The 24,006-nt window shown below is 63.5% G+C and carries 27 protein-coding genes and 1 pseudogene; 12 read left to right on the top strand and 16 right to left on the bottom strand.

Going from position 1 to position 24,006, the window contains the following annotated elements:
- Nucleotides 1-40 precede the first annotated feature (40 nt).
- The 5 genes from J1M86_RS24310 to J1M86_RS24290 all read left to right on the top strand — a co-directional run bounded on the left by J1M86_RS24310 (nt 41) and on the right by J1M86_RS24290 (nt 4,204).
- Nucleotides 41-712, top strand: a complete 672-nt coding sequence (locus J1M86_RS24310; RefSeq protein ID WP_206511691.1) for a TetR/AcrR family transcriptional regulator — start codon at nt 41-43, stop codon at nt 710-712.
- Between the two features lie 117 nt (nt 713-829).
- Nucleotides 830-1,231 (top strand): GntR family transcriptional regulator, encoded by a 402-nt coding sequence (locus J1M86_RS24305; protein ID WP_075838105.1) that lies wholly within the window; start codon nt 830-832, stop codon nt 1,229-1,231.
- A complete protein-coding gene (locus tag J1M86_RS24300) occupies nt 1,228-2,085 on the top strand; it encodes an ABC transporter ATP-binding protein (RefSeq protein ID WP_206511689.1) in 858 nt (285 codons plus the stop codon). The genes J1M86_RS24305 and J1M86_RS24300 overlap by 4 nt, the downstream gene beginning before the upstream one ends.
- Nucleotides 2,082-3,137: an ABC transporter permease gene (locus tag J1M86_RS24295; protein WP_206511688.1), complete on the top strand. Its 1,056-nt coding sequence runs from the start codon at nt 2,082-2,084 to the stop codon at nt 3,135-3,137. The genes J1M86_RS24300 and J1M86_RS24295 overlap by 4 nt, the downstream gene beginning before the upstream one ends.
- Nucleotides 3,134-4,204 (top strand): hypothetical protein, encoded by a 1,071-nt coding sequence (locus J1M86_RS24290; protein ID WP_206511687.1) that lies wholly within the window; start codon nt 3,134-3,136, stop codon nt 4,202-4,204. The genes J1M86_RS24295 and J1M86_RS24290 overlap by 4 nt, the downstream gene beginning before the upstream one ends.
- Before the next feature lie 6 nt (nt 4,205-4,210).
- On the opposite strand, the gene J1M86_RS24285 is transcribed toward J1M86_RS24290, so the two are convergent.
- Nucleotides 4,211-4,717, bottom strand: coding sequence for a hypothetical protein (locus J1M86_RS24285; protein WP_307786735.1), 507 nt, complete (start codon nt 4,715-4,717; stop codon nt 4,211-4,213).
- A gap of 40 nt (nt 4,718-4,757) precedes the next feature.
- Entirely contained in the window at nt 4,758-5,030 is a 273-nt protein-coding gene (locus tag J1M86_RS24280; RefSeq protein WP_206511686.1) for a hypothetical protein, read from the bottom strand.
- 864 nt (nt 5,031-5,894) lie between these two features.
- Between J1M86_RS24280 and J1M86_RS24275 the strand changes: the two genes are divergently transcribed.
- On the top strand, nt 5,895-6,227 hold the full coding sequence (locus J1M86_RS24275; protein ID WP_206511685.1) for a hypothetical protein: 333 nt from the start codon (nt 5,895-5,897) through the stop codon (nt 6,225-6,227).
- Between the two features lie 407 nt (nt 6,228-6,634).
- Here the strand turns inward: J1M86_RS24275 and bioD are convergent, their stop codons facing one another.
- The 4 genes from bioD to J1M86_RS24255 all read right to left on the bottom strand — a co-directional run bounded on the left by bioD (nt 6,635) and on the right by J1M86_RS24255 (nt 11,339).
- Nucleotides 6,635-7,324 (bottom strand): dethiobiotin synthase, encoded by a 690-nt coding sequence (gene bioD, locus J1M86_RS24270; protein WP_206511684.1) that lies wholly within the window; start codon nt 7,322-7,324, stop codon nt 6,635-6,637.
- The gene (locus J1M86_RS24265) at nt 7,321-8,445 is read right to left on the bottom strand and encodes an 8-amino-7-oxononanoate synthase (RefSeq protein ID WP_206511682.1); all 1,125 of its coding nucleotides are present in this window, start codon (nt 8,443-8,445) and stop codon (nt 7,321-7,323) included. The genes bioD and J1M86_RS24265 overlap by 4 nt, the downstream gene beginning before the upstream one ends.
- A 25-nt stretch (nt 8,446-8,470) precedes the next feature.
- Nucleotides 8,471-9,751, bottom strand: a complete 1,281-nt coding sequence (locus J1M86_RS24260) for an adenosylmethionine--8-amino-7-oxononanoate transaminase (RefSeq protein WP_206511681.1) — start codon at nt 9,749-9,751, stop codon at nt 8,471-8,473.
- Nucleotides 9,752-9,956: 205 nt separating this feature from the next.
- Nucleotides 9,957-11,339 carry an MFS transporter gene (locus J1M86_RS24255; RefSeq protein ID WP_206511680.1) on the bottom strand — a complete coding sequence of 461 codons (1,383 nt, stop codon included), beginning with the start codon at nt 11,337-11,339 and terminating at the stop codon, nt 9,957-9,959.
- A gap of 90 nt (nt 11,340-11,429) precedes the next feature.
- On the opposite strand from J1M86_RS24255, the gene J1M86_RS24250 reads away from it, so the two are divergent.
- Nucleotides 11,430-12,035, top strand: coding sequence for a TetR/AcrR family transcriptional regulator (locus J1M86_RS24250; RefSeq protein ID WP_206511679.1), 606 nt, complete (start codon nt 11,430-11,432; stop codon nt 12,033-12,035).
- A gap of 614 nt (nt 12,036-12,649) precedes the next feature.
- On the opposite strand, the gene J1M86_RS24245 is transcribed toward J1M86_RS24250, so the two are convergent.
- The 4 genes from J1M86_RS24245 to J1M86_RS24230 all read right to left on the bottom strand — a co-directional run bounded on the left by J1M86_RS24245 (nt 12,650) and on the right by J1M86_RS24230 (nt 14,812).
- Nucleotides 12,650-13,297, bottom strand: a complete 648-nt coding sequence (locus J1M86_RS24245; RefSeq protein WP_206511678.1) for a PD40 domain-containing protein — start codon at nt 13,295-13,297, stop codon at nt 12,650-12,652.
- A 205-nt stretch (nt 13,298-13,502) separates the two neighbouring features.
- A complete protein-coding gene (locus J1M86_RS24240; RefSeq protein ID WP_206511676.1) occupies nt 13,503-13,850 on the bottom strand; it encodes a hypothetical protein in 348 nt (115 codons plus the stop codon).
- Between the two features lie 160 nt (nt 13,851-14,010).
- Complete coding sequence (locus J1M86_RS24235; RefSeq protein WP_206511675.1) at nt 14,011-14,334, bottom strand: hypothetical protein; 324 nt, start codon at nt 14,332-14,334, stop codon at nt 14,011-14,013.
- Between the two features lie 133 nt (nt 14,335-14,467).
- Complete coding sequence (locus J1M86_RS24230; protein ID WP_206511673.1) at nt 14,468-14,812, bottom strand: VOC family protein; 345 nt, start codon at nt 14,810-14,812, stop codon at nt 14,468-14,470.
- Between the two features lie 55 nt (nt 14,813-14,867).
- Here J1M86_RS24230 and J1M86_RS24225 point away from each other — a divergent pair, with 55 nt between their 5' ends.
- Complete coding sequence (locus J1M86_RS24225; RefSeq protein ID WP_206511672.1) at nt 14,868-15,311, top strand: MarR family winged helix-turn-helix transcriptional regulator; 444 nt, start codon at nt 14,868-14,870, stop codon at nt 15,309-15,311.
- A gap of 58 nt (nt 15,312-15,369) precedes the next feature.
- Here the strand turns inward: J1M86_RS24225 and J1M86_RS24220 are convergent, their stop codons facing one another.
- Nucleotides 15,370-15,834, bottom strand: a complete 465-nt coding sequence (locus tag J1M86_RS24220) for a MerR family transcriptional regulator (RefSeq protein WP_075838068.1) — start codon at nt 15,832-15,834, stop codon at nt 15,370-15,372.
- Between the two features lie 27 nt (nt 15,835-15,861).
- Entirely contained in the window at nt 15,862-16,722 is an 861-nt protein-coding gene (locus tag J1M86_RS24215) for an SDR family NAD(P)-dependent oxidoreductase (RefSeq protein ID WP_206511671.1), read from the bottom strand.
- Between the two features lie 311 nt (nt 16,723-17,033).
- Between J1M86_RS24215 and J1M86_RS24210 the strand changes: the two genes are divergently transcribed.
- Nucleotides 17,034-18,158: a hypothetical protein gene (locus tag J1M86_RS24210; RefSeq protein ID WP_206511670.1), complete on the top strand. Its 1,125-nt coding sequence runs from the start codon at nt 17,034-17,036 to the stop codon at nt 18,156-18,158.
- Between the two features lie 90 nt (nt 18,159-18,248).
- Here the strand turns inward: J1M86_RS24210 and J1M86_RS24205 are convergent, their stop codons facing one another.
- A complete protein-coding gene (locus tag J1M86_RS24205; RefSeq protein WP_206511669.1) occupies nt 18,249-19,322 on the bottom strand; it encodes an aldo/keto reductase in 1,074 nt (357 codons plus the stop codon).
- 135 nt (nt 19,323-19,457) lie between these two features.
- On the opposite strand from J1M86_RS24205, the gene J1M86_RS24200 reads away from it, so the two are divergent.
- Entirely contained in the window at nt 19,458-20,324 is an 867-nt protein-coding gene (locus J1M86_RS24200; RefSeq protein ID WP_206511667.1) for a helix-turn-helix transcriptional regulator, read from the top strand.
- Between the two features lie 12 nt (nt 20,325-20,336).
- On the opposite strand, the gene J1M86_RS24195 is transcribed toward J1M86_RS24200, so the two are convergent.
- Complete coding sequence (locus J1M86_RS24195) at nt 20,337-20,603, bottom strand: helix-turn-helix domain-containing protein (protein WP_075838161.1); 267 nt, start codon at nt 20,601-20,603, stop codon at nt 20,337-20,339.
- A gap of 87 nt (nt 20,604-20,690) precedes the next feature.
- On the opposite strand from J1M86_RS24195, the gene map reads away from it, so the two are divergent.
- A complete protein-coding gene (gene map, locus J1M86_RS24190) occupies nt 20,691-21,467 on the top strand; it encodes a type I methionyl aminopeptidase (RefSeq protein ID WP_075838065.1) in 777 nt (258 codons plus the stop codon).
- Between the two features lie 36 nt (nt 21,468-21,503).
- On the opposite strand, the gene J1M86_RS24185 is transcribed toward map, so the two are convergent.
- Both J1M86_RS24185 and J1M86_RS24180 read right to left on the bottom strand, forming a co-directional pair.
- On the bottom strand, nt 21,504-22,724 hold the full coding sequence (locus J1M86_RS24185) for a hypothetical protein (protein ID WP_206511666.1): 1,221 nt from the start codon (nt 22,722-22,724) through the stop codon (nt 21,504-21,506).
- Between the two features lie 203 nt (nt 22,725-22,927).
- Entirely contained in the window at nt 22,928-23,680 is a 753-nt protein-coding gene (locus tag J1M86_RS24180; RefSeq protein WP_206511665.1) for a TspO/MBR family protein, read from the bottom strand.
- A gap of 88 nt (nt 23,681-23,768) precedes the next feature.
- Between J1M86_RS24180 and J1M86_RS24175 the strand changes: the two are divergent.
- Nucleotides 23,769-24,006, top strand: a pseudogene (locus tag J1M86_RS24175) (hypothetical protein); the annotation flags it as partial.

The raw sequence follows: 24,006 nt of genomic DNA, 5'->3' as shown, positions 1-24,006 counted from the left end.
CAATCTTGGAACGGTGTTCCAGATCTGTCAAGATGAACGCATGACTTCCCGACCAGAGGGACCCCAACGACGGGACGGATCGCTGTCGAAGGAGCGGATCGTTGCGGAGGCGATCGACATCCTCGATTCCGACGGCGAAAGCGGACTGACGTTTCGTGCGCTCGCGGCCAGGTTGGCGACCGGCAGCGGGGCAATCTACTGGCACGTCGCAAACAAGAGTGAATTACTCTCAGCAGCAGCGGACGACGTCGTTGCACGCGCGACGTCCGTGGACATCGGCGACAAGTCCCCACGCGACGCCGTTCGAGATGTCGCGCTTGGGATTTTCGATGCAATGAATGCCCACCCGTGGATCGGCGGACAACTCTCGCTCGAACCCTGGCAGCCCGCCATCACTCGAATCCTCGAGGGAATGGGCGGACAGCTCGAAGCGCTCGGAGTACCCGAAACTCGACAATTCGACGCCGCCACCGCGCTCGTCAGCTTCATCATGGGCCTGGCCGTTCAGTATGCCACCGTTGCAAGGATTCTGACGCGCGAGAGCGACCGCACAGCTTCGCTTACCACCATCGCAGATCGATGGAAACAACTCGACCCAGACGAGTACCCGTTCACGAATCGCATGGCGCGACATCTACCCGAACACGACGACCGCGAGCAGTTTCTTGCCGGTATCGACCTCATCCTTGCCGGCATCGTCGCAACGCAGTAGTTCGTTCGGACCACACCGCTGTTGTGATGCAGAACGGCTGGCCCGAGGTCACGCTTCCACCGAACCAAACAATGTGCTTTACTCATTCCACTAACACACTAGTGGAATGAGTTGACCATGATCGCGTATCGGATCGACCGGCATTCCGGCATCCCTGCGTACGTGCAATTGGTGCTGCAGACCAAGCAGGCACTGCGCATCGGTGACCTTGTGGTCGGCGATCAACTGCCGACCGCCAAGGATGTAGTCGGCGCGCTGGCCATCAACCCGAACACCGTGCTCAAGGCTTACCGCGAACTCGAGCGCGATGGCCTGGTCGAACCCCGGCCAGGTCTTGGAACTTTCGTTATCGCCTCCCTGGCGAAGCCTGGAATGGCCGAAAAGACCGCACTGACAAACGAACTGGATCGCTGGGTTGCACACGGCATCGCGGCCGGTTTGGACAGGTCCGACCTCGAGGCACTCATCGCCTCCGCGCTGGACGCTCGATACCACGACACAGGAGATATCGAACGATGACCGACACCGTCCTGTCCATGACAGACGTCGGAAAATCATTCCGACGCAACAAGGTTCTCGAAAGTTGCACCTTCGACATCGAACGAGGCAGCGTCACAGCTCTTGTCGGATCCAACGGCGCAGGCAAGTCGACGCTGATGTCGCTCGTCGTCGGGTTGCTTTCCCCTGACACCGGACAGATTTCGGTGCTGGGAAATCAGGTCGGCCAACGCGGCATCGCGTCGGGGTTGTCGTACCTGGCACAACACAAACCGCTGTACCCGCGCTTCACAGTCGGGGAAATGCTCCGCTTCGGACGCAGCACCAACGACCACTGGGACGACGCCTATGCCTCCGAGCTCGTCGACGCGGCCGGCGTCTCCACATCCGCTCGGGTCAAGTCGCTGTCGCCGGGCCACCGCACTCGCGTCGCCCTGGCCCTTGCGCTCGGTAGACGCCCCGAGGTGCTTCTGCTCGACGAACCACTCGCCGATCTCGACCCCGTCGCGCGACGCGAAGTCGCGCAGACACTGATGCGCGACGCCGCCGAACACGGCACCACGATCGTGATGTCCTCTCACGTGCTCTCGGAGTTGGCCGATATCGCAGACACGTTGATGTTGCTGCGTAGAGGTCGCATTCAGCTATCGGGTGCGCTCGACGACATCATTTCCGAGCACTACGTCCTGATCGGCGACGGTAATCCATCACAAGCGGTCGGCGACGGCAGCGTCGTCTCCGGTGCCATCGGTTCGGGCGGAAAGTCATTCGTCGTCCGCGGAAACCGGCCGGCGCCGGCGCGAGGCTGGCAGGTCGACAACGCGACTCTCGACGACGTCGTATTGGCGTATCTCAGTGATCGGAGCGCGGCATGATCTGGGTGACCTGGCGCCAATTCCGCGGCACGATCCTCACAGGCATTTTGACGCCTCTGCTGATCTCCGCAGTCATGATGGCCACGACGCTGGTGCTCGACGGAGTTCGCTCCTTCGGAACCGTATTCTTCTACTGTTTCGGATACTCCACCCCCGCGTGCGTGGCGGAAACAGCGCTCACGGCAGCATCTCTCGCGACGATCGCGCTACCGGTTCTGCTGGGCGTATTCGTCGGCGTCACCGTATTTTCCCGGGACATCGAACGCCGCAGCCATGTACTCGGTCTGACTCAGGCAGTCAGCCGTCGGCGATGGTACTGGACCCGCATTCTCGTCGTGTTCGCTCCCATTGTCCTCGCCATGGGAGTCCTCGGTCTGGTGTCCTACTGGGTGCGGTTCCGCTCGTTCTCGGGCGCCTATGCCTTTGTCGGGTACTTCGATTCACGCCTTTCATTCCCACTGTTCGGCGCGGCAGGCATTGCGCCTGCGGCGTACACCGCGCTGAGCCTTGCCGTCGGCAGCGCACTAGCACTATTGCTCCGTAACACAATTGGCGCAATGATTCTGACGCTCGTAACCATGGCCGCTGTACTGCTGGTGTTACCGACGGCCATCCGCGAGCACTATGCGTCGCCCGAAATCGAGAAGATCGAGTTGGCGGACAACTTCTACGGAAGCGATTCCGCTACGTACTCCTCCAACCCAGACGTACTGTCGCAGCGTTGGCTCATCGGATCCGACTACATCGATCTGAACGGCGATCCCGTCACCGTCGCCTGGGACACCTGCCCGCCGAATCACGACAATTGGCCGGAGGCCCGCCCCGACGAGACCACCGCCGAATTCGATGCCCGCATATCCGCTTACGACCGAGGCGTAGCGGCCGAACGGATCGACTGCCTCCGCGGCCTGGGCATCGATCACTTCGAGAACCGCTACCACCCCGACAGCCTGTTCTGGCGCTTCCAACTCACAGAGGCTGCGCTGTGCCTGCTGCTGGCAGCGCTTCTCGCCGGCGCCTCTGCCCGACTGACGAGGCGGTTGCAGCCGTGATGTGGGCAGTCTGGCGCCAGAACCGCCGGAGCCTGATAGCAACTCTGACGCTCATAGTCCTTCTCACTGCGGTGACCGTGGCTGCCGCAGTCGTTGTCGAACAGAACGATTCGACGTGGACTTTCGGACAGATTTGTTCACGTTGGAATGATGTCGGCCGGTGCCGACCCGAGACGGCCCTGACGTTGACGACGCTGTTCGCTCTCCTCCTGCCGCTGGCGCTGGGTTTGTTCGTCGGTGTTACTGCGTTCTCCCGCGATATCGAGCAGCGGACGCACGTGCTGGGGATGACGCAGTCCGTCAGCCGCCTGCACTGGTATTTCGCCCGGGTAGTCGTAGTCTTCGTGCCTATCACTGCCGCGATGGTATGTCTCGGTCTGAGCCTGCGGTGGGCTGCGACCGCGGGTGGCAATGCTCGCGCGTTCGCCGAAGACGGCGCGATGACGGGTATCGCGATTTCGCTCTACGACTTCCCGTACTTCGAGACGACTGGCATAGCCATCGGTGGGTACACCCTGCTCGCAATGCTGGTCGGGGGTACCGCCGCGATCTTCCTCCGATCGACGGTCGGCGCGATGGTGACCACCGTCGTCGTGTTCTTGTTCGTTCCGGTCGCCTTGACCTTGATTGTGCGGGAGGACTACGGAGACCCGCAGATCGAAGTCGAGCCGATCAGCGGCTACGCTCGCGCAACGGAATACGCACCGAATCCGTACTTCACCACCGATGGGACGTGGGTTGTCGCGGCCGGCTACGTCGACAGGGATGGCGCAAGGATCATCCCCGACGAATCCCGTTGCGCCACTGTGGCTGAATCAGACGACCGTGCCAGGCGTCCCGACGAGACCGACGATGAGTACACCGAGAGAAGACAGATTCAACAGGAAGCGGCGTACGCGACATACGACACGTGCCTACGAAATCAGGGTGTCGACAGGTACGAGATCGCCTTCCACACCGAGGACGACTACTGGCGCTTCCAAGTCACCGAAACCGGTCTGATGCTTCTCCTGGGCGGGACCGCCTCGCTCGTCGGCATGTGGGGTGTCAGGCGACTCGGCCCCTGATCGAGATCAGCCCGTCGACACCAATTCCACCGACAGCGCATACGACACCACGTGGTGCCCCGGCGGGATGTACCCCACGGGCTGAAGCACTTTCGGCCCTTCGTAGGTGACGCTGTACCAACCTGGATGACTCGTCGGCGCCTGTGTTGCTCGCTGCGTCACTGGATGACGAGAGATGACTGTGGCTCGCCCCGACGGGCGAGTGCGGTAGTCCATCCAGAGGTACCGATTCCAGACGAGGCATCCGTTCAACGTGACGCGTCCGTTCCCCTGGATGTGTGCCGGAAGTACCGTGGTGAAGCCGTGCGCGAGGTGTGCCACGCGTTCCACTCCAAGATCGGTGACCACCTCCTCTACCTCGACACTGACATCGCACGAGAGTTCGGACGACAGCCCGACATCGGCTGGTGCCGCCCAATAAGTGGTCGGTGAACACATATCTCCGACCGCCGGGGCGTCCGGGAACGGCTCGAGATCCTCGATCATCCACAGGACGTTCGACCGCACGCTCACGGCACTACGGTGACGTTGATCCGGCAAACAACGAGCCCCATCACAGGTTCTTGATCTTTTCGAGCGGATAACCCCCGACGATCACAGCCAGAAAGACGTAGGCAGCCAAACCGATCAACTCCCAGACGCTTCTGTCGCGATGGAAGTCCGAGAAGATCCAGGCTATCGGCGCCACAAGCAGCATTGCGGTCGCAAGGCACCACACCGTGAATGCTCTGTTCGCCTCTGCGCGCAGCAATGGATCGGCCTTCACTCGGTCGGATACCTCTTCGCCGTAGTAGTCGAGGTACAGCGCTTTTCCGCGAAAGCCCACGCTGGCACCGTATGTGAACGCGATGACGCCCGCGATACTTCCGACGGGTGATCACGTCGGGAATGGGCTGATCGAAGGGCACTCGCAACCACGACCTGCTGTACTGCAGGACGTACTCGTCGGGGACGATCTTACCTCGATCCGAGGTGCGTGGTACCCGCGTCCAGGGTGCGTGCTCGACGCCGAGTATCAGTGCTGCTTCGTCGAAATCCACTGCAGCCAATAAATCCTCGACCCGGAAGAGTCGGACGCCGCCCCCAGGTGGGGCGAGTAGCAATTCCGGCCGAGGCACAGGATTCCGCTGCGGTGGAGTGTCTCGCGTTCGCGCGACGTCGTTGCGCTTGTGGGGTAAGGACACGGCCCAGGCGCCGGTCGGTCCCGCACACAAGAGAACGTGATGCTCGGTATATTCAGCGTGCTCGATGCCATTGGGCGTTACCCGAACGAGCGGGCCTTCGGAGTGACTCTGAACCCACAACCCGTGGTCGTCGGAAACGATTTCGCCTGCTCGCGTGCCGGGTGGCCTCGCCGGCAGCGCGGACCAATCGACGATTTTTTGAACCTCGTGAGTGTCTGGCTCGAGGAGTACGGCAACCGGCTGAGTTTCGTCGACGATCCACAGGTAGTTCGCGGCGAAATGTACATGGCGGGGGCGCAGCGCTCTGCGCACCGTCGTGGCGGCTGTCATGCGCCTTTCTGCATTGTCATATCGGCAACGATACCGTCGAGATTGCACGTTCTCCAACCTCGAGCGGACGCCGTTGCACGATATCGTCCGAGATCAGCGGAATCATCCCGTCGACTGGTGTCGATACTGTGCACAAATCCCACGCCCGCCCCAGCCACGTATCCGAAAGTAACCGGGTGACAAAGGACAAGATTCGACTGACGGCATTGACTACCGCGTTCGGGGCCCTGCTGGGACTCGTCGCCGCGGGCGTGTGGGCGATAAACGAGCCAGACATCCCCGGGGAAGCGCTTTACGTCTCCGACTCGGAGGGTGAACTACCGGGTCCGCTCTTTCCGTCGGACGTACCGGCGACGTTCAGCGGTGCCGGTTTCTGGGACTTGTCACCCGTGCCCGACGATCAGCTTCCTGTCTCCCTGTGGGTGGCGCTGCCGCTCGCGACGGCAGTGGTCGGCGGCGTTGTTGGCGCGGTCGGATCGGCAGCAGGAGTGAGAGTCTCACGCGGCTGAGCAGGCGAAAGGAGATACGAGCATACGTAGCTCACCACTACGATCACCGTCAGTACAATCCACGGAATCGGGGCTCCACCTGCGGAAAAATTGGACGGGAGGGCGATTGCCCATCCCATCGCGGCAGCGACCAGCAGCAGTACGGCGGCCGCAGAACATCCGGCAAAGCGGTGACGCCATCGCTGCGCGGAGCGTGCCGGCCACCAGAGATCGAGGCGCTGAGCGTATTTCCCGCCACCGACCGCCGCGAATCCGACCAGTAGGCCGATAGGCCCACCGAAGACAACGGCCAGCCATAGCGCTCCCCAGCTTCCGGCGAGCAAGGTCGGCCACATCATCACCACACCAGTGCCTGCCCCGAGGAGCAACGCGACACTCAGTTCTTTACCGACCCAGTTCACAGCGACTCACCACGCAGAGAGAATACCTTTCATGGCTTGCCGATCGAGCCAACTGGGGGCGGCAGCAATGAACTCGGCACGCGTCATAGTGCCCGCCCCCTCTGGCAGCCGCCCAATCAACGGCGCACCCGTGACCACACTCAGCTGATCGAGGTTGGTTCGTGCCGCGAGATCTGGCTCGGCAGGCCAGGATCCGATGATCAGTCCGGCACACACGAGCCCGGCCGAGGCCAAGGCGAGGGTGGTCAACGCAGCATGGTTGAGCGTGCCGAGCCCAGCCGCACAAACGACGACCACGGGCGCATCCAGCTCACGTGCGACATCGGCCAGGGTGAACCCGTCCTCGCCTAGTCGTACGAGCAGACCGCCCGCTCCTTCCACGAGCACCAGATCGGCCGTCAGAGAACGAATATCGTCGAGAACCGTCTCGAGAGTGAGCAGCGGCATCGACGCACGACGCGCCGCCACATCGGGTGCAAGTGGGTCGGGGTAGCGCGCCGACTCTCGCAAATCGACGACGCCAGACCGACGCTGGATCTCGGCGAGGTCGCCCGGTTCACCATCGGCGACGCCTGTCTGTGCGGGTTTGGCCACAGCTACCGTCGCACCCATCTTCATGGCTGCTGCGGCGAGTGCTGCTGTCGCGATTGTCTTTCCGACGTCGGTGGACGTGCCCGTCACGACGAGTATGGTCACGCGGGGACGCCTCGAAGGATGGATCCGAGCACGTCTTCGACCGTCTCGAGATCGCGCTCGGTCAACGTGGCTCGGGCGGTGAGCCGCAGTCTGGACGTACCTTGCGGCACCGACGGCGGACGGAAGCAGCCCACGTGGACCCCCCGCCGAAACGCTTCCTGCGCAGCGTCGTACGCGCGTTCGGCGTCGCCGAGAACGACCGAGACGACGGCCGACTCAGGCTTGTCGACGCCGACGATCGAGGCGAGGCGAGCGGCGTTGTCACGCACCGCCTGTGCACGCTCGGGTTCCCTTTCGAGCACGGCCAACGCGGCACGAGCAGCACCCACCGCGGCAGGAGCAAGACCAGTGTCGAAGATGAAAGGACGCGCGGTATCGATCAGGTGATCACGAACGACGCTCGGGCCAAGGACTACCCCACCCTGCGCCGCAAGGGATTTGGACAGGGTCGCGGTGATCAGGATGTCAGGCTCACCAGCCAAGCCCAGTTCGTGGACGAGTCCGCGACCACCCGCGCCTCGGACGCCGACACCGTGCGCTTCGTCGACTACGAGGAGCGCGGAGTGGCGTCGGCACAGCATGTGTAGTTCGCGCAGCGGCGCGAGATCTCCGTCGGCACTGAATACCGAGTCGGTGACGACAAGCGCGCGTTCCTGGGTCCGTACGCTCAGGAACCGGGAGACCGAGGCGAGATCCCGCCGGTCGTAGACCTCGACGTCGGCGCGAGAGAGCCGGCAGGCGTCCACGAGTGAGGCATGAGAGGCCGAATCGGACAGCACGAGTGACCCACGACCTGACATCGCGGCCACGACACCGAGATTGGCGGTGTAGCCGGAGGAGAACACCAGACCCGATTCTGCGCCGACGAAGGACGCGAGTTCGGACTCCAGCGCGAGGTGCAGTTCGGTGGTTCCCGTGACGAGCCTGGACCCCGTCGCGCCGACACCCCATCGGCGGACGGCAGCGCAGGCGGCGTCCTGCACCTCCGGGTTGTCACCCAGCCCAAGGTAGTCGTTGGAGGCGAGGTCGATGACCGCGTTCGATCGACTGCGCAGCGTTCGGTGCAGTCCGCGAGCAGCGCGCTGTTCCGCGGCGTCGGTCAACCAGTCGAGAGTGTGCACGCACACGACCCTACTTGAACGGTGTTCAAGTCTGTGATGCGACTGCTCTCATTGCCGCGGCGATTCGGTCGAGGTCCTGGTCAGAGCAGATGTAGGGCGGCATCGCGTACACCAATTTCCCAAAGGGACGCAGCCAGACACCCTCGCCGACGGCCGCGTCGGTGGCCCGTTGCATGTCGACGGGTTGCTTCATCTCGACGACGCCGATGCCGCCCAACACCCGCACGTCGGCGACGCCCGGCAGCGACTGGACCCCGGCCAAACCGTCGCGCAGCCGTCGTTCGATGTTTGCCACTTCACCCTGCCAATCGCGGCTGAGCAGGAGCTCGATCGCTGCGACCGCAACCGCGCAAGCCAGCGGATTGCCCATGAACGTGGGGCCGTGCATGAGACCACCGCCGGCCCCCGCACTGATCACCTCCGCGACCTGCGCGGTGCACAGCGTGGCGGCGAGGGTCATGTAGCCGCCGGTCAGCGCCTTCCCGACGCACATCACGTCCGGGGTGACGCCGGCATGATCGGAGGCGAACAACGCGCCCGTGCGGCCGAAGCCGGTCGCGATCTCGTCGAACACCAGCAGCACGTCGTGCGCGTCGGCCATCCGGCGCAGCTCGGCGAGATAGGCGGCGTCGTGGAATCGCATTCCACCCGCGCCCTGAACGATGGGTTCGACGACGATTGCTGCGATCTCATCGGCGTGCGCCGCGAGAATGCCCTCGAAGTCCCGCACATAGTCAGTGTCGAAGTCTCGGGGAGGCGCCGGCGCAAAGATCTGACGAGTCAACACCTCTGACCACAGCGAGTGCATTCCGCCGTCGGGATCGCAGATGCTCATCGGCGCGAACGTGTCACCGTGATAACCGCCCCGCCACGTCAACAACCGGCTCTTACCTGGCTTCCCCCGGCTACGCCAGTACTGAATGCTCATCTTGATGGCGACTTCCACCGAGACCGATCCGGAATCGGCGAAGAAGACCTTGTCGAGGCCGTCGGGAGTGATCTGCACGAGGAGCTCGGCGAGGCGCGCGGCAGGTTCGTGGGTGAGCCCGCCGAACATGACGTGACTCATCCGCCCGAGCTGCGCGTGCGCCGCTGCGTCGAGCACGGGGTGCCGGTAGCCGTGGATCGCGGCCCACCACGAGCTCATGCCGTCGACGAGCTCGCGCCCATCGGACAGCGTCAGCCGGACGCCTTGGGCACTGTCCACCACCAGCGGCGATGTCGTCGAGGGGAAGCCCCCGTACGGATGCCAGACGTGTCGGGAGTCGATGAGGTGGATCTGTGACGTGTCGATGCGGGAGACCATAACCAAGGGATCAGGCCCGCGTCGACCAGCCCCACCTCACGGACCGCGCGGACCCCAGTGCACAGAATCGTTCGATTTCGACGGGATTCCGTCGACCGGATACGACTTCGTGCAACGCGGTCCGCGCGTGTCTGGGGCGTTGCCGCGGGAGCCGAACATACCTAACGGTACGACAAGGCGACCGATATGGCAGGCGATCAGCACTTCACGCGCGATCCCGATGCGACGGAAGAGCAAGAGCCATGAACGCGACGATCCCCATGACGACCGCGATGAGGATGAACGCCCGGTTGTAGCCGTCGAGGACCGTCGGGCTCGTTGACGACAAGGTGACCAGTACTGCCAATCCCAGCGCGCCACCGACCTGCTTGGTGGTGTTCATCAGTCCTGACGCCGCCCCGGCGTCGTCATCGTCGACGCCCGACAGGACAGCGGCGGTGATTGGCGTGTTGAGCAATCCGCTGCCGATGCTGAAAACCACAGCAGGCAGGAGGATTCCGAGGAGGTAGCCGCTTCCAGTTTCGAGATGTGCCTGCCACCAGAATCCCAGGGCGGCGATCAGCGATCCGGCCGAGATGAGTACGCGTCCGTCGATTCGGCGCATCAACCAGGGTGTGGCGCCCATTCCGACCGCGATAGCGACGATCGTATGGGGAAGAAATGCGAGTCCAGTCTGAAGTGGGCTGTAGTGCAGTATGTTCTGCATCGACAGCGTCAAGAAGAACCACATCGGATTCAGACAGGCCCCGGCGAACAGCATCACTCCGTTGCCGATCACCACGGATCTGTTCCGGAACAGGCGCATTGGGATCAAAGGGACGTTGACTGTCCGTGTTTCCACCACAACGAAGGCGGCCAACGCTACCGCTCCCGAGGCCATGCAGCCGAGCGTTACCGGTGAGCCCCAGCCGAGACGCGCCGCCTGTGCAACCCCGAACGCCAGCGCGCCGAGTCCACCCGTTGCCAGAATGGCGCCGGGCACGTCGAGTCGAGGCCGCATCGACCGGACCTTCCCAGGGGGAACGTAGCGCAGCGCCATCAGCGCGCCCACGACACCGATGGGGACGTTGATCAGCAGGATCGAACGCCACGTCAGAAACTCCGTGAGCACCCCTCCCGCAAGGTTGCCCGCCGTCCCACCCGCGATGCCCACGGCCGTCCATGTTGCCAATGCGCGGGTTCGCGCAGGGCCGTCCAGGAAGCGGGTGTTGAGGATCGTCAGCGTGGCGGGGGCGAGAACTGCGGCACCAAGCCCTTGAAGGGCGCGTGCACCGACAAGCAGGTGACCCGAGTCGGCCAACCCGCCGACGAGACTGGCTCCCGAAAACAGCAGCAGCCCAGCAAGAAACGTTCGGCGATGCCCGTAGAGGTCTGCCAATCTGCCGCCCAGCAGAAGGAAGCCGGCGAACGTCAGCGCGTAGGCGTTGACGATCCACTGCAGATCGGACTCGTCGAGTTTCAGCGCGTCGCGGATGGACGGCAGCCCAACATTCACCACCGAAACATCGAGCACCACCATGAATTGGGCGGCGCAGACCACGAGAAGGATCACCGTCGAGTTGGCGTCTCGAATTGAAGACCGCGTCATGTCACCTCGTCCCGGCCATGATACAGACGTACCATATACAAACGTATCAAGCGGTGACAAGGTCGAGATGGCAACGAAAGGAACCCGACTGTGCCACGACAACCCGACCATTCCGCACGACGCGCAGAGATCGCCGACGCGTTGGTCCGCGTCGCCAGCCGAGACGGGTTGCACGCAGTCACCATGAGGTCGGTGGCCGCCGAGGCCGAAGTCTCGCTGCGACTGGTGCAGTACTATTTCGTCAACAAGGAGCAGCTACTGATCGGCGCGCTGAAGCACCTCGAAGATCTCAGCCAGGAACGCTGGCAACGTCGACTCGCCGGTCTGGGCGAGCCCGTCCCGGCGCGCGCATTGGTCGAAGCATTCCTACTGGAAGCACTTCCGAGCGATGACGCCAGCCGGGCCTTCCATCTGGTCGGAATGTCGTACGCGGTGCTCGCGATGACCGACCCGGCGATAGCCGAGCAGCCCTTTGTCAGTGGCGTAAACAATCTGGAACAACAACTCGCCGAGGAATTGCACCGCGCCGCCGCGGCAGGCGAACTGACTGCAGGCGTGGACGCTGACATCGAAGCCACCAAACTCGTCACCATCGTCAACGGACTGGGGAACAGCATCCTCGTCGGACAGCGCAGTGCAGCCCAGGCAACAGTGGTGGTCGACTACCACGTGAACCAGCTGTTCGGCGATTCGTAGGATTTGCCGCCTGACCTGGCTCTGCCTTCAGCCTTGGGAACGAACTACCGACGTTTCCGGCGCACGATCAGAGCTGAACCGATGCCGCCAACGAACACGATTACGGCAACGGCACCGATGGCCACACTCCGCCCACCGTTCCCATCATTACCGTCTGCAGGGGTAGGGACGGAAGAGGGAGATGGATCAGCGGTGGGCGAGACGGTGGAACTCGAGGGCCACTGGTCGGTGAATGCTGAACTCAGCTCATCGAGGGGTGCCGTCACCGGACTTCGTCATCGCACCGTCGAACGGCTTCGTAGCGCGGTATGTCTCCAGGACCGTCCCGTCATGCGCTTCCACTCGCATCGCACCTGGTCGACGAATCCACGCGCGGACGGAAGCATTGCCGTGTGTAGGCGCGCACACGAACTCGACCGATTTCCAACGCCACGGTGCGGATTGGGCCAGTCGCTGGAATTGCAGGATGGAAGGGGCTTCGATCACCCGGCCATCATCGCACCGGCACGAGGTCGTTCGCCTCCGAGTTTTCGATGGCAGTGTCAATCGCCCAGGCCTGATACCTCTTGCTACTGAACGCTCGGGAATCAGCTGCATGGCTGCTGGCCTTCCCACTACTGCCCACCGCCGACGCTGGGCATCTGGGCACTGATCGACCGCGGCGTCAGCCGTTTCTGATCGGACCCGTCAGGCGCCATCGTTGCTAGTTCTGGGCTGCTGGGAGTGCTGATGTCGGTGACCAACTCCCCGGCCAGCGTCGTTGCCCTGGTGTAAACGATGCGGGAGCCGTCGGGCGTGAACGCCGGATGCACGGAGTACGTTTCGGTCAACGGTGTGATCTCGCCACCACCGGCAGGCATCGAGTAGGTTTCGGACCCGTTGTTGCCGCCTCGATTGCTCGAGAACAGCAGGGTGGACCCGTCGGGCGAGTACACCGGGTCGGCGTTCCAGAATTCGTCCCGCAACAGCACCTCCGATTCGCCGCCCGTGACCGGCACTTCGAGGATGTAGCCGCCGACGGTGTAGAGCACTCGCGATCCGTCTGGCGAGGAAGCCTCCATCAACGCTGCTTCCTCCTGCGCGATTACCCGAACGTCGGACCCATCGGTGTTCATGAGGCTGATGCTGCCGCCGCTCATGAACGCAATGGTGGACCCATCCGGCGGGTAGACGGGCTGGGATGCGCCGCCCTCATACATGATTCGCGTTTCGTCTGTGTCGAGATCCAGAACGGCGATCGAGGCACCTCGGATGTACGCCAATTGCTTTCCATCCGTCTTGAAACGAGACGATCGCGGGGTCGGGGACCGGTGGCGAATTGTCCGAGCACCCCGTCTATACGCCAATAACGATGAGTACAAACAACAACCGGGCGCGGCGCATCTACTGATCCCTGCAGACGGCAAAGGAGTACAGCAGGCGACCCGAGGCATCCGCGACGCCTGCTGCTGTGTGAAGCGCCATTCATCAAGGGAATTCGATCGTTTCGGCACGGACAGCACGGTTGTGCGCAACGCTGACCACCAGGGCGGGAAGCAGTACCGCCGTCCCACTCGCAAGCCCGGCGAAAAGCATGCGATGCACAAGTTCGAGGTCCCACGGCCCATCCATCAGGACGGCAGCGCCCATTCCTGCGCACCCCGCACCGGCCCCTCGATACGCCATCACCCGCATCGACGGTTTTACCGCATAGCGGGCAGTGAACACCGGCAGCTTGTGTCCTCGATTCAAGGCGGACAACCGAACTGCACACACCAGATTCAAGCCCACGGCAGCGAGGAGCAGTGCAACTGCGACCCCGATTCGCACGCTCATTCTCAAAGCGTACCTTCTGGTCCGCTGTCGAAGGCGGGGCGATCCGCGTCGACCAGCCCTCCTCGAGGACCGCGCGGAACCCAGTGCACAGAATCGTTCGATTGCGACGGCATTCCGTCGATCGGATGCGACGTCGTGCAACCCGGTCCGTTGCAAACGCCTACCCCTGCGGCTGAAGCTTCCGGTTGTGGACAATGGTGATGAACAGGCTCGGCGCCCCATTGACTACGACAATGACAGCAATCGCAATTCCCATACTGAGCCACGGTTGGGTCAGCCAGAAAGAATCGGCGATTCTCAATGCTGCGTAGATGCTCAGCAGCCACCCAGCGGTCTGCGCTTGGCGTGCCCGCTTGGCCGGCCTGACTCGATACGGGCCCGTCACGTGCGGCAAGATGCTGCCGTCGTTCTGCCGCGCTGCGCTACGGGCCGCTTGGGTGTGGAACACGAGAGCAAGCAGAAGCGCAAGCACTGCGTAGGTCATTCTCGATCTCCCCACTGCCCGCGGCCATCCGGCGCTTCTCAGCGTATGTACCAACGGTACGACACGTACGCTATCCGGCCACGTCGGGCAGATCCGACCTCACATGTCGGTGCTCATTCGAGTGTCGCCCGACTCAAGCCTGTTCTCCCGGCTCTTGGGAGAGGCTGAACTCTACGCCCTGATCATCGACACAGTGAGCGAACGCTCCGGACGGAATTGCCACGGGATCCTCAGCGATACCACCTAGTTCGCGCACCCGCGCTACAGCGGCGTGGATGTCTTCCACGGCGAAGTAGATCCGTGGGTGCCGCGACGAATCCTCGTGGGGCGCCCCACCCATCGGCGTAGGACCGTCGATCATCGAGTAGCCCGGAAGGTTGCCCCCGCGGAAGGTCCAGCCGAACAGCGAACCCCAGAACCGCTGGGTCGCTTCGATATCGCTACTGGGGACCTCGAAATACGTGACGTTGCCGACCATAACCCTACCTCCTGATGTCAGTGTGTTGACATCGACTGTATGTCAAACTGCTGACATGAATCAAGAGCCAGTCGGGGAACTGGAGCTCTCAGTGGGCTACGTCCTCAAGCAGGTGCATGCCTCGCTGCGCACTGCGATGGACGAGACACTGCGCCCCCTGGACCTGACCGTCCCCCAGTACGCCTGCCTCGAACTGCTCGGGCAAGACCCTGGACTGTCCAACTCCGAACTGGCCCGCCGCGCCTTCGTGACCCGACAGTCCATGAACCTGGTCCTGCGCCGACTACAGGAGCGCGGCCTGCTCACCCGGCCCGATCAGGCCCCTTACGGGCGCGCGCTACCGAGCGAACTCACCCAGGACGGGCTGGATATCCTGCGCCAGGCCAGCATCGCGGTCCGTGCCGTGGAGAAGCAACTGTTCGCTCCCTTGGCCCCAGAACAGCAACGTCGCCTACGCGAGGACCTCGCAGCGTGCCTCCCCTCCACGGAGAGCAACTGAACCCGCGCCTGATCGACCCACTCGCTCGCCAAACTGGTGCCGATACCGTCCTGGCGAGCTACGGCCCCGCAGCTCCCCCGTAGGTAGCGATTTTGTACTCGGTCGCCACCAGGGACAGTTGCAGTTCGCGGATCCGCAGTCGGACGGTGTCGCGATGCTCGATCAGCAAGTCAAGCCTTTCGGGTACGGTTCCCTCGCCGCGGTCGACGAGTTCGACGTAGTGCTGTAGATCGCGCATCGGCATGCCAGACAATCGCATTCGCGTAAGGAAGACCAAGCGTCGCACAGCTGCGGCGTCGTAACGTCGGTGATCGTTCACGTCTCGGGCGACGGTGATCAGTCCGCATCTCTCGTAGTAGCGCAGAGTATGCGGGGAGACGTCGAGCAGTTCGGCGACTTCGGAAATCCCGAGCGGCTCGGTCACCTCACCTGGATCGAGCAGGCTATGGACGACGTCGGTCACCGAAGCATCGAGGTCGGTCAACGCTGCCAGCGCCTTAGCCATCAAATCAACGGTAGCCATGAATAGACGGTAGTCCTCTCAGCTGGTTCAGACCGGACGGACAGACTCCGGAAGACCTGGAAAGTCCGCGCCAGCGCTCACATCTGCGTACTGCTCGAGCTCGGCGAGGCTTCGTCGGTAGGAATCGCGCAGACGTCGTACGGCTTCGCGCCCGAGTGGAATTCGTAGCGGCGCAGTATCGGCGGTGATCAGATCTCGAATGATCTCGGCCGCACGTACCGGATCGCCCTCCTGCTTCCCATCGACCGCGAGCATGTCGGCCCGAAGTGCCGAGAGCATGTCCGCATATGCGTCGATCGGTGCCGCGACTTGGAGCACGTCGGCACCGTTGAACCCTGTCCGGAAGCGGCTCGGTTCGACGACGAGTACGCGTATCCCAAACGGTGCGACCTCCCCCGCCAACGCTTCCGACCACCCCTCCAGCGCAAACTTGCCCGCCGAGTACGAACCTGCGCCGGGGAACGAGATGCGTCCGCCTTGGCTGCTGACCTGCACGATCGTCCCCCGACCCCGCTGCCGCATCCCGGGCAACACTGCCCTCGTGAGCGCAGCGGGTCCAAGCAGATGCTGCTCGAGCATATTTCGCAGTCCGGCGTCGTCGACTTCCTCGGCGGCTCCGATCTGCCCGACGCCACCGTTGTTGACGAGAACGTCGACCGGGCCGAACCGGTCGATCGCCGCACCGATAAGCCCTGACGCTTCGGCCGTGCCACGGACATCGAACGCGACGGGCAGGATCGTGCGGGGATAGGCGTCGAGCAGGTCGTCGATCCTCTCCAGCCGGCGCATGGCGGCGACGACGGTGTCCCCCGCGGCCAGCGCTGCCTCGGTCAGTGCCCTACCCAATCCGGACGACGCGCCTGTGATGATCCAGCTTCGTTGTTCCATGCCCGCAAAGCTATGGCTTCGAGTGCGCTCGAACGCAAACACTCATCTGAAGCCAGAGACAATGGTGATCCCGTCGGTGCCGAAGGTGTACGACAGACGCCTGGCTCCCAAACAGAAGACCATCTATTTGTGCTCGACCACAACGGGATTGAATCTGCGAGCCCTGATGCGGACTCGGTCCTCGGACAGATCACGAGGTACTCCCCGCCCGCGCCGATCGCTGTATTCTCGGCGCGTGTTGAGCTACGGTCTTCGGCAGGGGTGAGGTCGACCTGCCGATGCGCGGGTCCGGATTTTTGGGGGAATATCAGTTGACGAAGCAATGGGTTCGAGCTGCCGTGGTGTCTGCGCTGGCTATCGCGCTGTGTCCGATCGGATCAGGATCCGCAGCACCGGCACCCGCGCCTGCACCGGCGACCATCATGGGGTCCATCGACAACGGCCCGGGCAGCTTCAGCGTCTTCCGCACCGTCGACAGCGGGCTGCGACCCACCGACGCCGACAACGCCGCGTGCAACGACTACTTCGGATCTCCGCGCTCGCTCACCGTGGTCGAGCGACTCGACGCGCGGATGTACACATTCACCAACGATCCGTCGACGGACTTCCTGCAGAACTCCACCGCACAGAACGTCGGACCAATCTACGTATGCGACGGGCTGACCATCGACGGCCAGGCGTTCCTCGATCAGTGGAGCACACTCACGGCACCTGGCCTGGGTCAGCTGTCGATGTACGGGCCATGTGGGCTCGAGTTCATGATCGGCTTGCCCGGACGTGCGGCGGTCGATTGTGTGATGCGCGTGAACCCCAACGCTTCGGGCGTCACCGACGGTGTCGCGACGAGCAACTCGATCGCCAACCCAGCGCGTCTGCCCGACGGCCGCACCGGTTCGCTGTGGACCCTCTACACACTCGGTGAGGGCACCGCACCGGTGAACGAGCCCGTACCAGGCACGCCCCAGCCGACCGGGTCGGTGAAATACAGCGTCGGACGCGAGGTGAACTCGGTGTCGACGGGTGCCACCCCCACCTGCCCTGGTGGTGTGCGCACCACCGAGATCCACGCGGTCTCGGTCGACCCGGTCACCGGTGCAGCTTCCACCGAGCCGTCCGAGGACGTCGCAGCCACCGCATCGATCTGCTACCAGAACCCGTCGTCCCCGGACTTCGGTGCGTCCCTGAGCATCACGTCGTTCGGGGTCACACCTGCGCTCACGGCCACGTCCACCGGACAGTGCCGTCGTACCGATCTGGACATCGAGCCCGGCACGGTCCAGCAGTCCTGTGGCTTCACGTTGCCACCGCAGCCCGGTGTCGGTCTCAGCGGCGGTCAGGTAACGCTCAACGGACTGGTCCCGACGAACGATGCTGCAGGATCGGCCAACTCGGCCATCTGGACCACGTCGTTCCTCGGTTCGATCACGCCTCGATGAGTGGTCGCGGGGTAGCGCGGGCCCGAACGAGGAAACACTAGACAACGAGTCTGCGCAGTCCTGTTCCTCCACAGCTCAGGTCACTGACTTTCACCACCTCACGACCGGCCGCGGACGGGTGACCGTTCGGCCGTGCACGACGCCACGCACCATCGGCCTCGTCAAGAACTCATGGGGGAAACCCAGGTCGATCGCGCTCACGGCATCGAGTCGCTCGAGGTGCTCGGGACCCAGTTCGAGATCCAGAGCCGCCAGGTTCTCGTGTAGCTGTTCCGGTGTTCGCGCGCCCACAAGTGGGCTCACCACCGCCGGGTTCTGCAAGGTCCACGCAAGCGCGACGTGTGATGGCCGTACACCCAATTCCTGAGCGACACCCACGACGACATCGGCGATCGACAAGCCACGTTCGGTGAGGGTTCGGTTGGCAAGCGCGTGATCCCGGCGCGAACCACCGGGCCGGTCGGCGTCCGGTGCGTCGAGGTCGGCCGCCGAGTACTTGCCGGTGAGGACGCCCCCTCCAAGCGGCGCCCACGGCACAACCCCGAGGCCGAGTTCGGCTGCCATGGGGATCAGGTCGCGCTCGGTTGTACGCTCGATCAGGCTGTACTCGACCTGCAGTGCCACCAGCGGCGCCCAGCCACGGAATTCAGCGATGGTCTGCATTCTGGCGACCTGCCACGCAGGGGCGTCCGAAATGCCCAGATACAGCACCTTTCCCGTGCGAACCAGGTCGCCGAGGGCCGCGATGATCTCCTCACCCGAGGTCAATCCGTCCCAGGCATGAACGTAGAGCAGATCGATGTAGTCAGTTCTCAGATTCCGCAGGCTCGCTTCCACCGAGGCGACAAGGCTCTTGCGGTTGGTGCCACCGGCGTTGGGGTCGGTGGGGTTGCGGGTGCCCGAGTACTTCGTCGCGATGACCACCGATTCACGACGTGCACCCAGAAACTCGCCGAGGAATTGCTCGGACTGGCCGTCGGTGTAAATGTTCGCGGTGTCGACCATGTTGCCGCCTGCGTCGAGATAGCTTTCGAAGATCTCGCGGGCGGTGTCCTTGTCCGCGCCCCACCCCCAGGCGTCGCCGAACGTCATGGCACCCAACGACAGCGGTGATACACGCAGCCCAGACCGCCCCAGCAGTCGGTATTCGTCGAGACTCGTCATTGCATTCTCCTTCGTCACCGAGCACGAGTTCGTGCAGATCGACAATGCATCGCCTGACGCAGGTGAGGCAGTCCGAACTCAACCTGGGACAGGCTGTACCAGGCTGATCCCCGCCCACTGGCTTAACCTCGAGGAGTGAGTGACGCGACATCGACGGCCCGTCGAGAACTGGCGGCACTACTACGCACCCGACGCGAGGCGCTGCAGCCGGCCCAGGTCGGCCTACCCCCACGCGTGGGAGCGTCGAGAACCCCTGGTCTGCGACGGGAAGAAGTCGCCGCGCTGGCCGGAGTCAGCGTCGACTATCTGACCCGACTGGAACAGGCGCGAGACGCGCGTCCATCTCCCGGCGTCGCCGACGCGCTTGCGGCTGCCCTTCGGCTCGACGACGACCAACGCGAATACCTCTTCACCCTCGCGGGCCATCGTGCGCCGCAGCGCACCGTCCGCACTGAGCTGCCGGGAAGTCTGGCCCAGTTGGTGCAGGACGTACATCCGCGGCCTGCCATGATCCTGAACCACCGCCTCGATATCTTGGCCTGGAACGATGCCATGAGTGCCCTGCTGCTGGACTTGGACGAGCGCCCGGACCACATGCGAAATGTGCTGCGGATGTGCTTCCTCGACGATCGGTTCCGGGGCTTCTACCTGGACCGTGACGAGGTGGTTCGAGGCGCGGTCGCCGATCTCAGGGCAGCGTGGGCATCACACGCCACCGATGTGCAGCTCGCTCGGCTCATCGACGAGCTCGAGCAGAACAGCCCCGAGTTCTCGGAATACTGGCGATCACGCGCAGTAGCCATCCGAGCTCGGGGCCTCAAACCGATGAACCACCCCGCCGTCGGTCGCGTCACCGTGTCGTTCGACGTTCTCAATCCCCTCGGCGACAACGATTTACGGCTGATCATCTACCGCGCAGCCGACGCGCAGTCGCAAGCGGCGCTGGATGAACTCACTCGAACTAGCACGCGAGCTCCAGACCGACACCTGCGCGCGCTCTGACAAACGCCAGTCTCAGCCAGTCTTTCGAAACTCCTCGCTACCGAGGCACGTGTCCGCAAGCCCGTCCAGCGACAGGGGCAGTACGCGAGCCAGTGCGGCGACCGTGGTGAACGCGGGAGTAGGTAGGCGTCCAGTCTCGATCTTGCGCAGGGTCTCCGGGGAGATACCTGCAGCTCGGGCCACCTCGACGAGGGAGCGATCACCTCTTGCCTGGCGAAGTTGCTCGCCGAGCCGTTTACCGGCGGTGAGCTGCTCCGCAGTGAGTGGGTTACGAACCATGCCGCCCATACTAGCTTCCACCGGTATAAAAATCCCGGTCCTGCGCTAGGGTGGTATTTAAATACCGATTCGAGAGAGGCCTAGTACATGCTCGAACTGAAAACGCCCCGCGAGATCGCGGCGATGGACGTCACCGGCTCGTTCATCGCCGAACTTCTCGACGATCTCACCGAGCGCGCGAAACCCGGAGTCAATCTGCTGGATCTCGAGATGCGTGCCCGGGAGCTGGTCGAGCAGCGCGGCGCGACATCCTGCTACTGGGACTACTCGCCGTCGTTCGGTCGCGGTCCGTTTCGCAACGTCATCTGCCTGTCCGTCAACGACGCTGTGCTGCACGGTTTGCCGCACGACTATGTACTGCGTGACAGCGATGTGCTGACGATGGACATCGCGGTCTCCATCGACGGGTGGGTTGCCGATTCCGCGCGCACCATCATCATCGGCAGAGCACGTCCGGAAGACGAGCGGCTCGTCGAAAGCACACAGAAGGCACTCGCAGCAGCCATTGCAGCCGCGGTGCCCGGGAACAGACTCGGCGACATCTCAGCAGCCATCGGCGCTGTGGCAGCCGACTACGGCTACCCCGTCAACACCCAGTTCGGCGGCCACGGCCTCGGCCGCACCATGCACGAGGACCCGCACGTGGCCAACACCGGGCGCGCAGGCAAAGGACTGAAACTGCGCCCCGGTCTGACACTGGCACTCGAACCGTGGTTCGCCGCCGGCACCGACGAGATCGTCTTCGACGCCGACGGCTGGACCATCCGATCCGCAGACGGCTCACGCACCGCACACAGCGAGCACACCATCGCCATCACCGAGGACGGGCCGCTCGTGCTGACCAACCGCGAACGCGTCACGTAGGGAAGGGCGGTCGAGCGGTGGTGGTCGATTCGTGCTTCACGAAATGACTTCGGAGACCGCCAGCGCGATGGACTGCAAGAGCACCTCGTCGACAGTGCCGCCCTTCATACTCACCAGCACCAGCGTGCCTGACGGCTTGACCAACGTCACGTCCGTGATCGGCTGTCCATCGAGTGACCAACCGCCGGAACCGGCAGCGCTGCTACGAAATTCGGAACCGTCGGGCAACCTCAGGACGTCCATCTCGCTGGACGGCATCGAATACCCGGCATCGGCCACGCTGACCGTGAGAGTTCCGTCGCCCGCCATGACGGCACCGCATGCATTTGCGGTGCCGGAGGACGCAATGCGCATCGAACCCAACGGACGATCCAGCACGACGGGCTGATCGATCGCCTGCCAGAAACCGTCGAGTGCGGCGTTGATTCGCCGCACAGTCGCAGCAGTGAACTGACCGTCGCTGAATCCGGCTCTGTTACATGAAATCGGCAGCAGCGGGTACCCGTCCGGGACCCGTGTCGACCACTTCAGATCGTCGAGCATCACGATGGTGCGCAGCTCTTCCATCGCCAGCGGAATCATTCCGGTCGGAACGAAGTCATCGTCCTGATCCGATGAGGACGCGCGGATGCGCGTGCCGTCCACCGCGTAGAGGCGCACCGAGTTGGTGTAGACGCGTTTCCCGTCGTACTCATTCCAGCCGTTGTAGGTATCGACAATAGTTCCGTCGGAGAGTGTTTCGCGGGCGTCGAGCCGGCCGGCACGGCACGGTTCAGGTCCGTCGTAGAGACGGGACACGTTCACACGAACTGATCCTGCCACGCCGTTCCGAAGGACAGTGGCGTCCGCGGTCGTGCCTGGATCGAACTCGGACATGTCCATATCCGGAACGGGCTGGAAGACGAACGGCTCGCCGCTGAAGGGGCCGCGCGATCCGACCACGATCTCGACATCTGCCGGCAACGCATCCTGGATTGCCAAAGACATCGCGTTCGCCTTGGACGACGTCAGCCAGGGGTACGCCGGGTTGTCGTAATCCACCATCCCGGTGGTCGCGTACCCGTAGAAGACAGTGTCCTGCGGCGGTTCGACCGTCTTGCACCCCGGGATGTCCACCGGATACTCGACAGGTTGGCTGACGTAACCCACCGCGGCGTCAGGCTCCACCGGGTCGTTCGTCACCCAGGCTGCACCGATGCCTGCAACCAGGATCGATCCGATTACCACAACGTCGGTCCACGGTGAGTTCTTGTTCATCGCTGGTTTCTTCGCGCAAACTTCGGTTTTTGTTACCCCCTCGACAGCACCTCGAAGGCCGTCCACATCCTCACTCGGGCTTTCAGTTTCGCCAGCACATGTACTCGTATGTCATCAGCGGCCCGTGTTCCTCCATTCCCTACGCGACTCGGGCACCGACACATCCGACTCCGAGCAGAACTACGGACTCCTGCGTAGCGACTTCAGCCGGAAACCGTCGTTCGCTGCCGTTGCGGGCTCCTGACGACCGCCGTAAACACGCCGACCACCAACGCCGCCGCGGCGGCAGTCCACCCGACCGTCGCGTTGTCCAACTCACCCGCGAGCCGCCCCTGCGCTATCCACATCAGCCCCCAGACGACAGCGAGACCTGGAGCGATCGCGCCGCGGGAATACGTGGCAAGCCCGACGCCGACCAACGCGGCAACAACGACAACTGCGACAGCCCAGAACGTCGCCCCCGTGGTGTAACCGAGATCCACAAGCCATGCGGTGACGTTGGCAATCGTCGCGACGCAGACCCACCCGAGGTACAGCCCCATCGTGCCGTCGGTGACCACTGCATCGAGCATGCTCTCCGGCCTGGTGCGCTGCGTCAGAACGAAGACTCTCACGAGGACAGCCAGCAGAGCGAAAATGGTCACCACGCTCAACCACAGCAGGCCTGCCTGAATCGACAGAATCCACGCCGCGTTGAGCAGCATCGACACCGCGATGGGCAGACGCAACGCTTCTTGCCGCTGACCCGCGAAGAATTGCCACACGGCATATGCGATGAAGCCGACATAGATGACCGTCCAGATCGAGAAAGCCGACGCAGACGGTGCCACCAGAGTCGACGTCGCGCTGAGGGCACCACCCGCGGCCTCCGCGATGGGCGTGCCGACCCATGCCCCCGAACCGATGAACGAGCCGATCACTGCTGCGACAGCGCATACGAACACCGCGACCTTCATGAACCGGTGAATGCCCCGCTTCGGGAATTTGCAAACAGTGCACGCGGGGAGACGGTTTTTGTCGGTGGCGGGTTGTACCTTCCCCGGCATGGAAGAAGTTGGGGGCTTCACCACAGCACACACGCTGTCCGACCAGGACATCGTGACCGCACTCGCGCGCATCCACACCACCGAAACCAGCGTCGCCGCATCCCGACTAGCCCTGCTCGCCGAAGCCGAACGCCGAGGACTCGCCCTCAAACTCGGACACTCCTCCATCAAACGCTGGTACAGCAACGCCGTCCGCATCCCCGAAGGCAACGCCGCCCACCAAATCGCCCTCGGCT

This window comes from Rhodococcus sp. KRD197 (genome assembly GCF_017168235.1).
Lineage (GTDB): Bacteria > Actinomycetota > Actinomycetes > Mycobacteriales > Mycobacteriaceae > Rhodococcoides.
The sequence above is the reverse complement of the archived record's forward strand: the minus strand, read 5'-3'. Positions and strand labels throughout refer to the sequence as shown.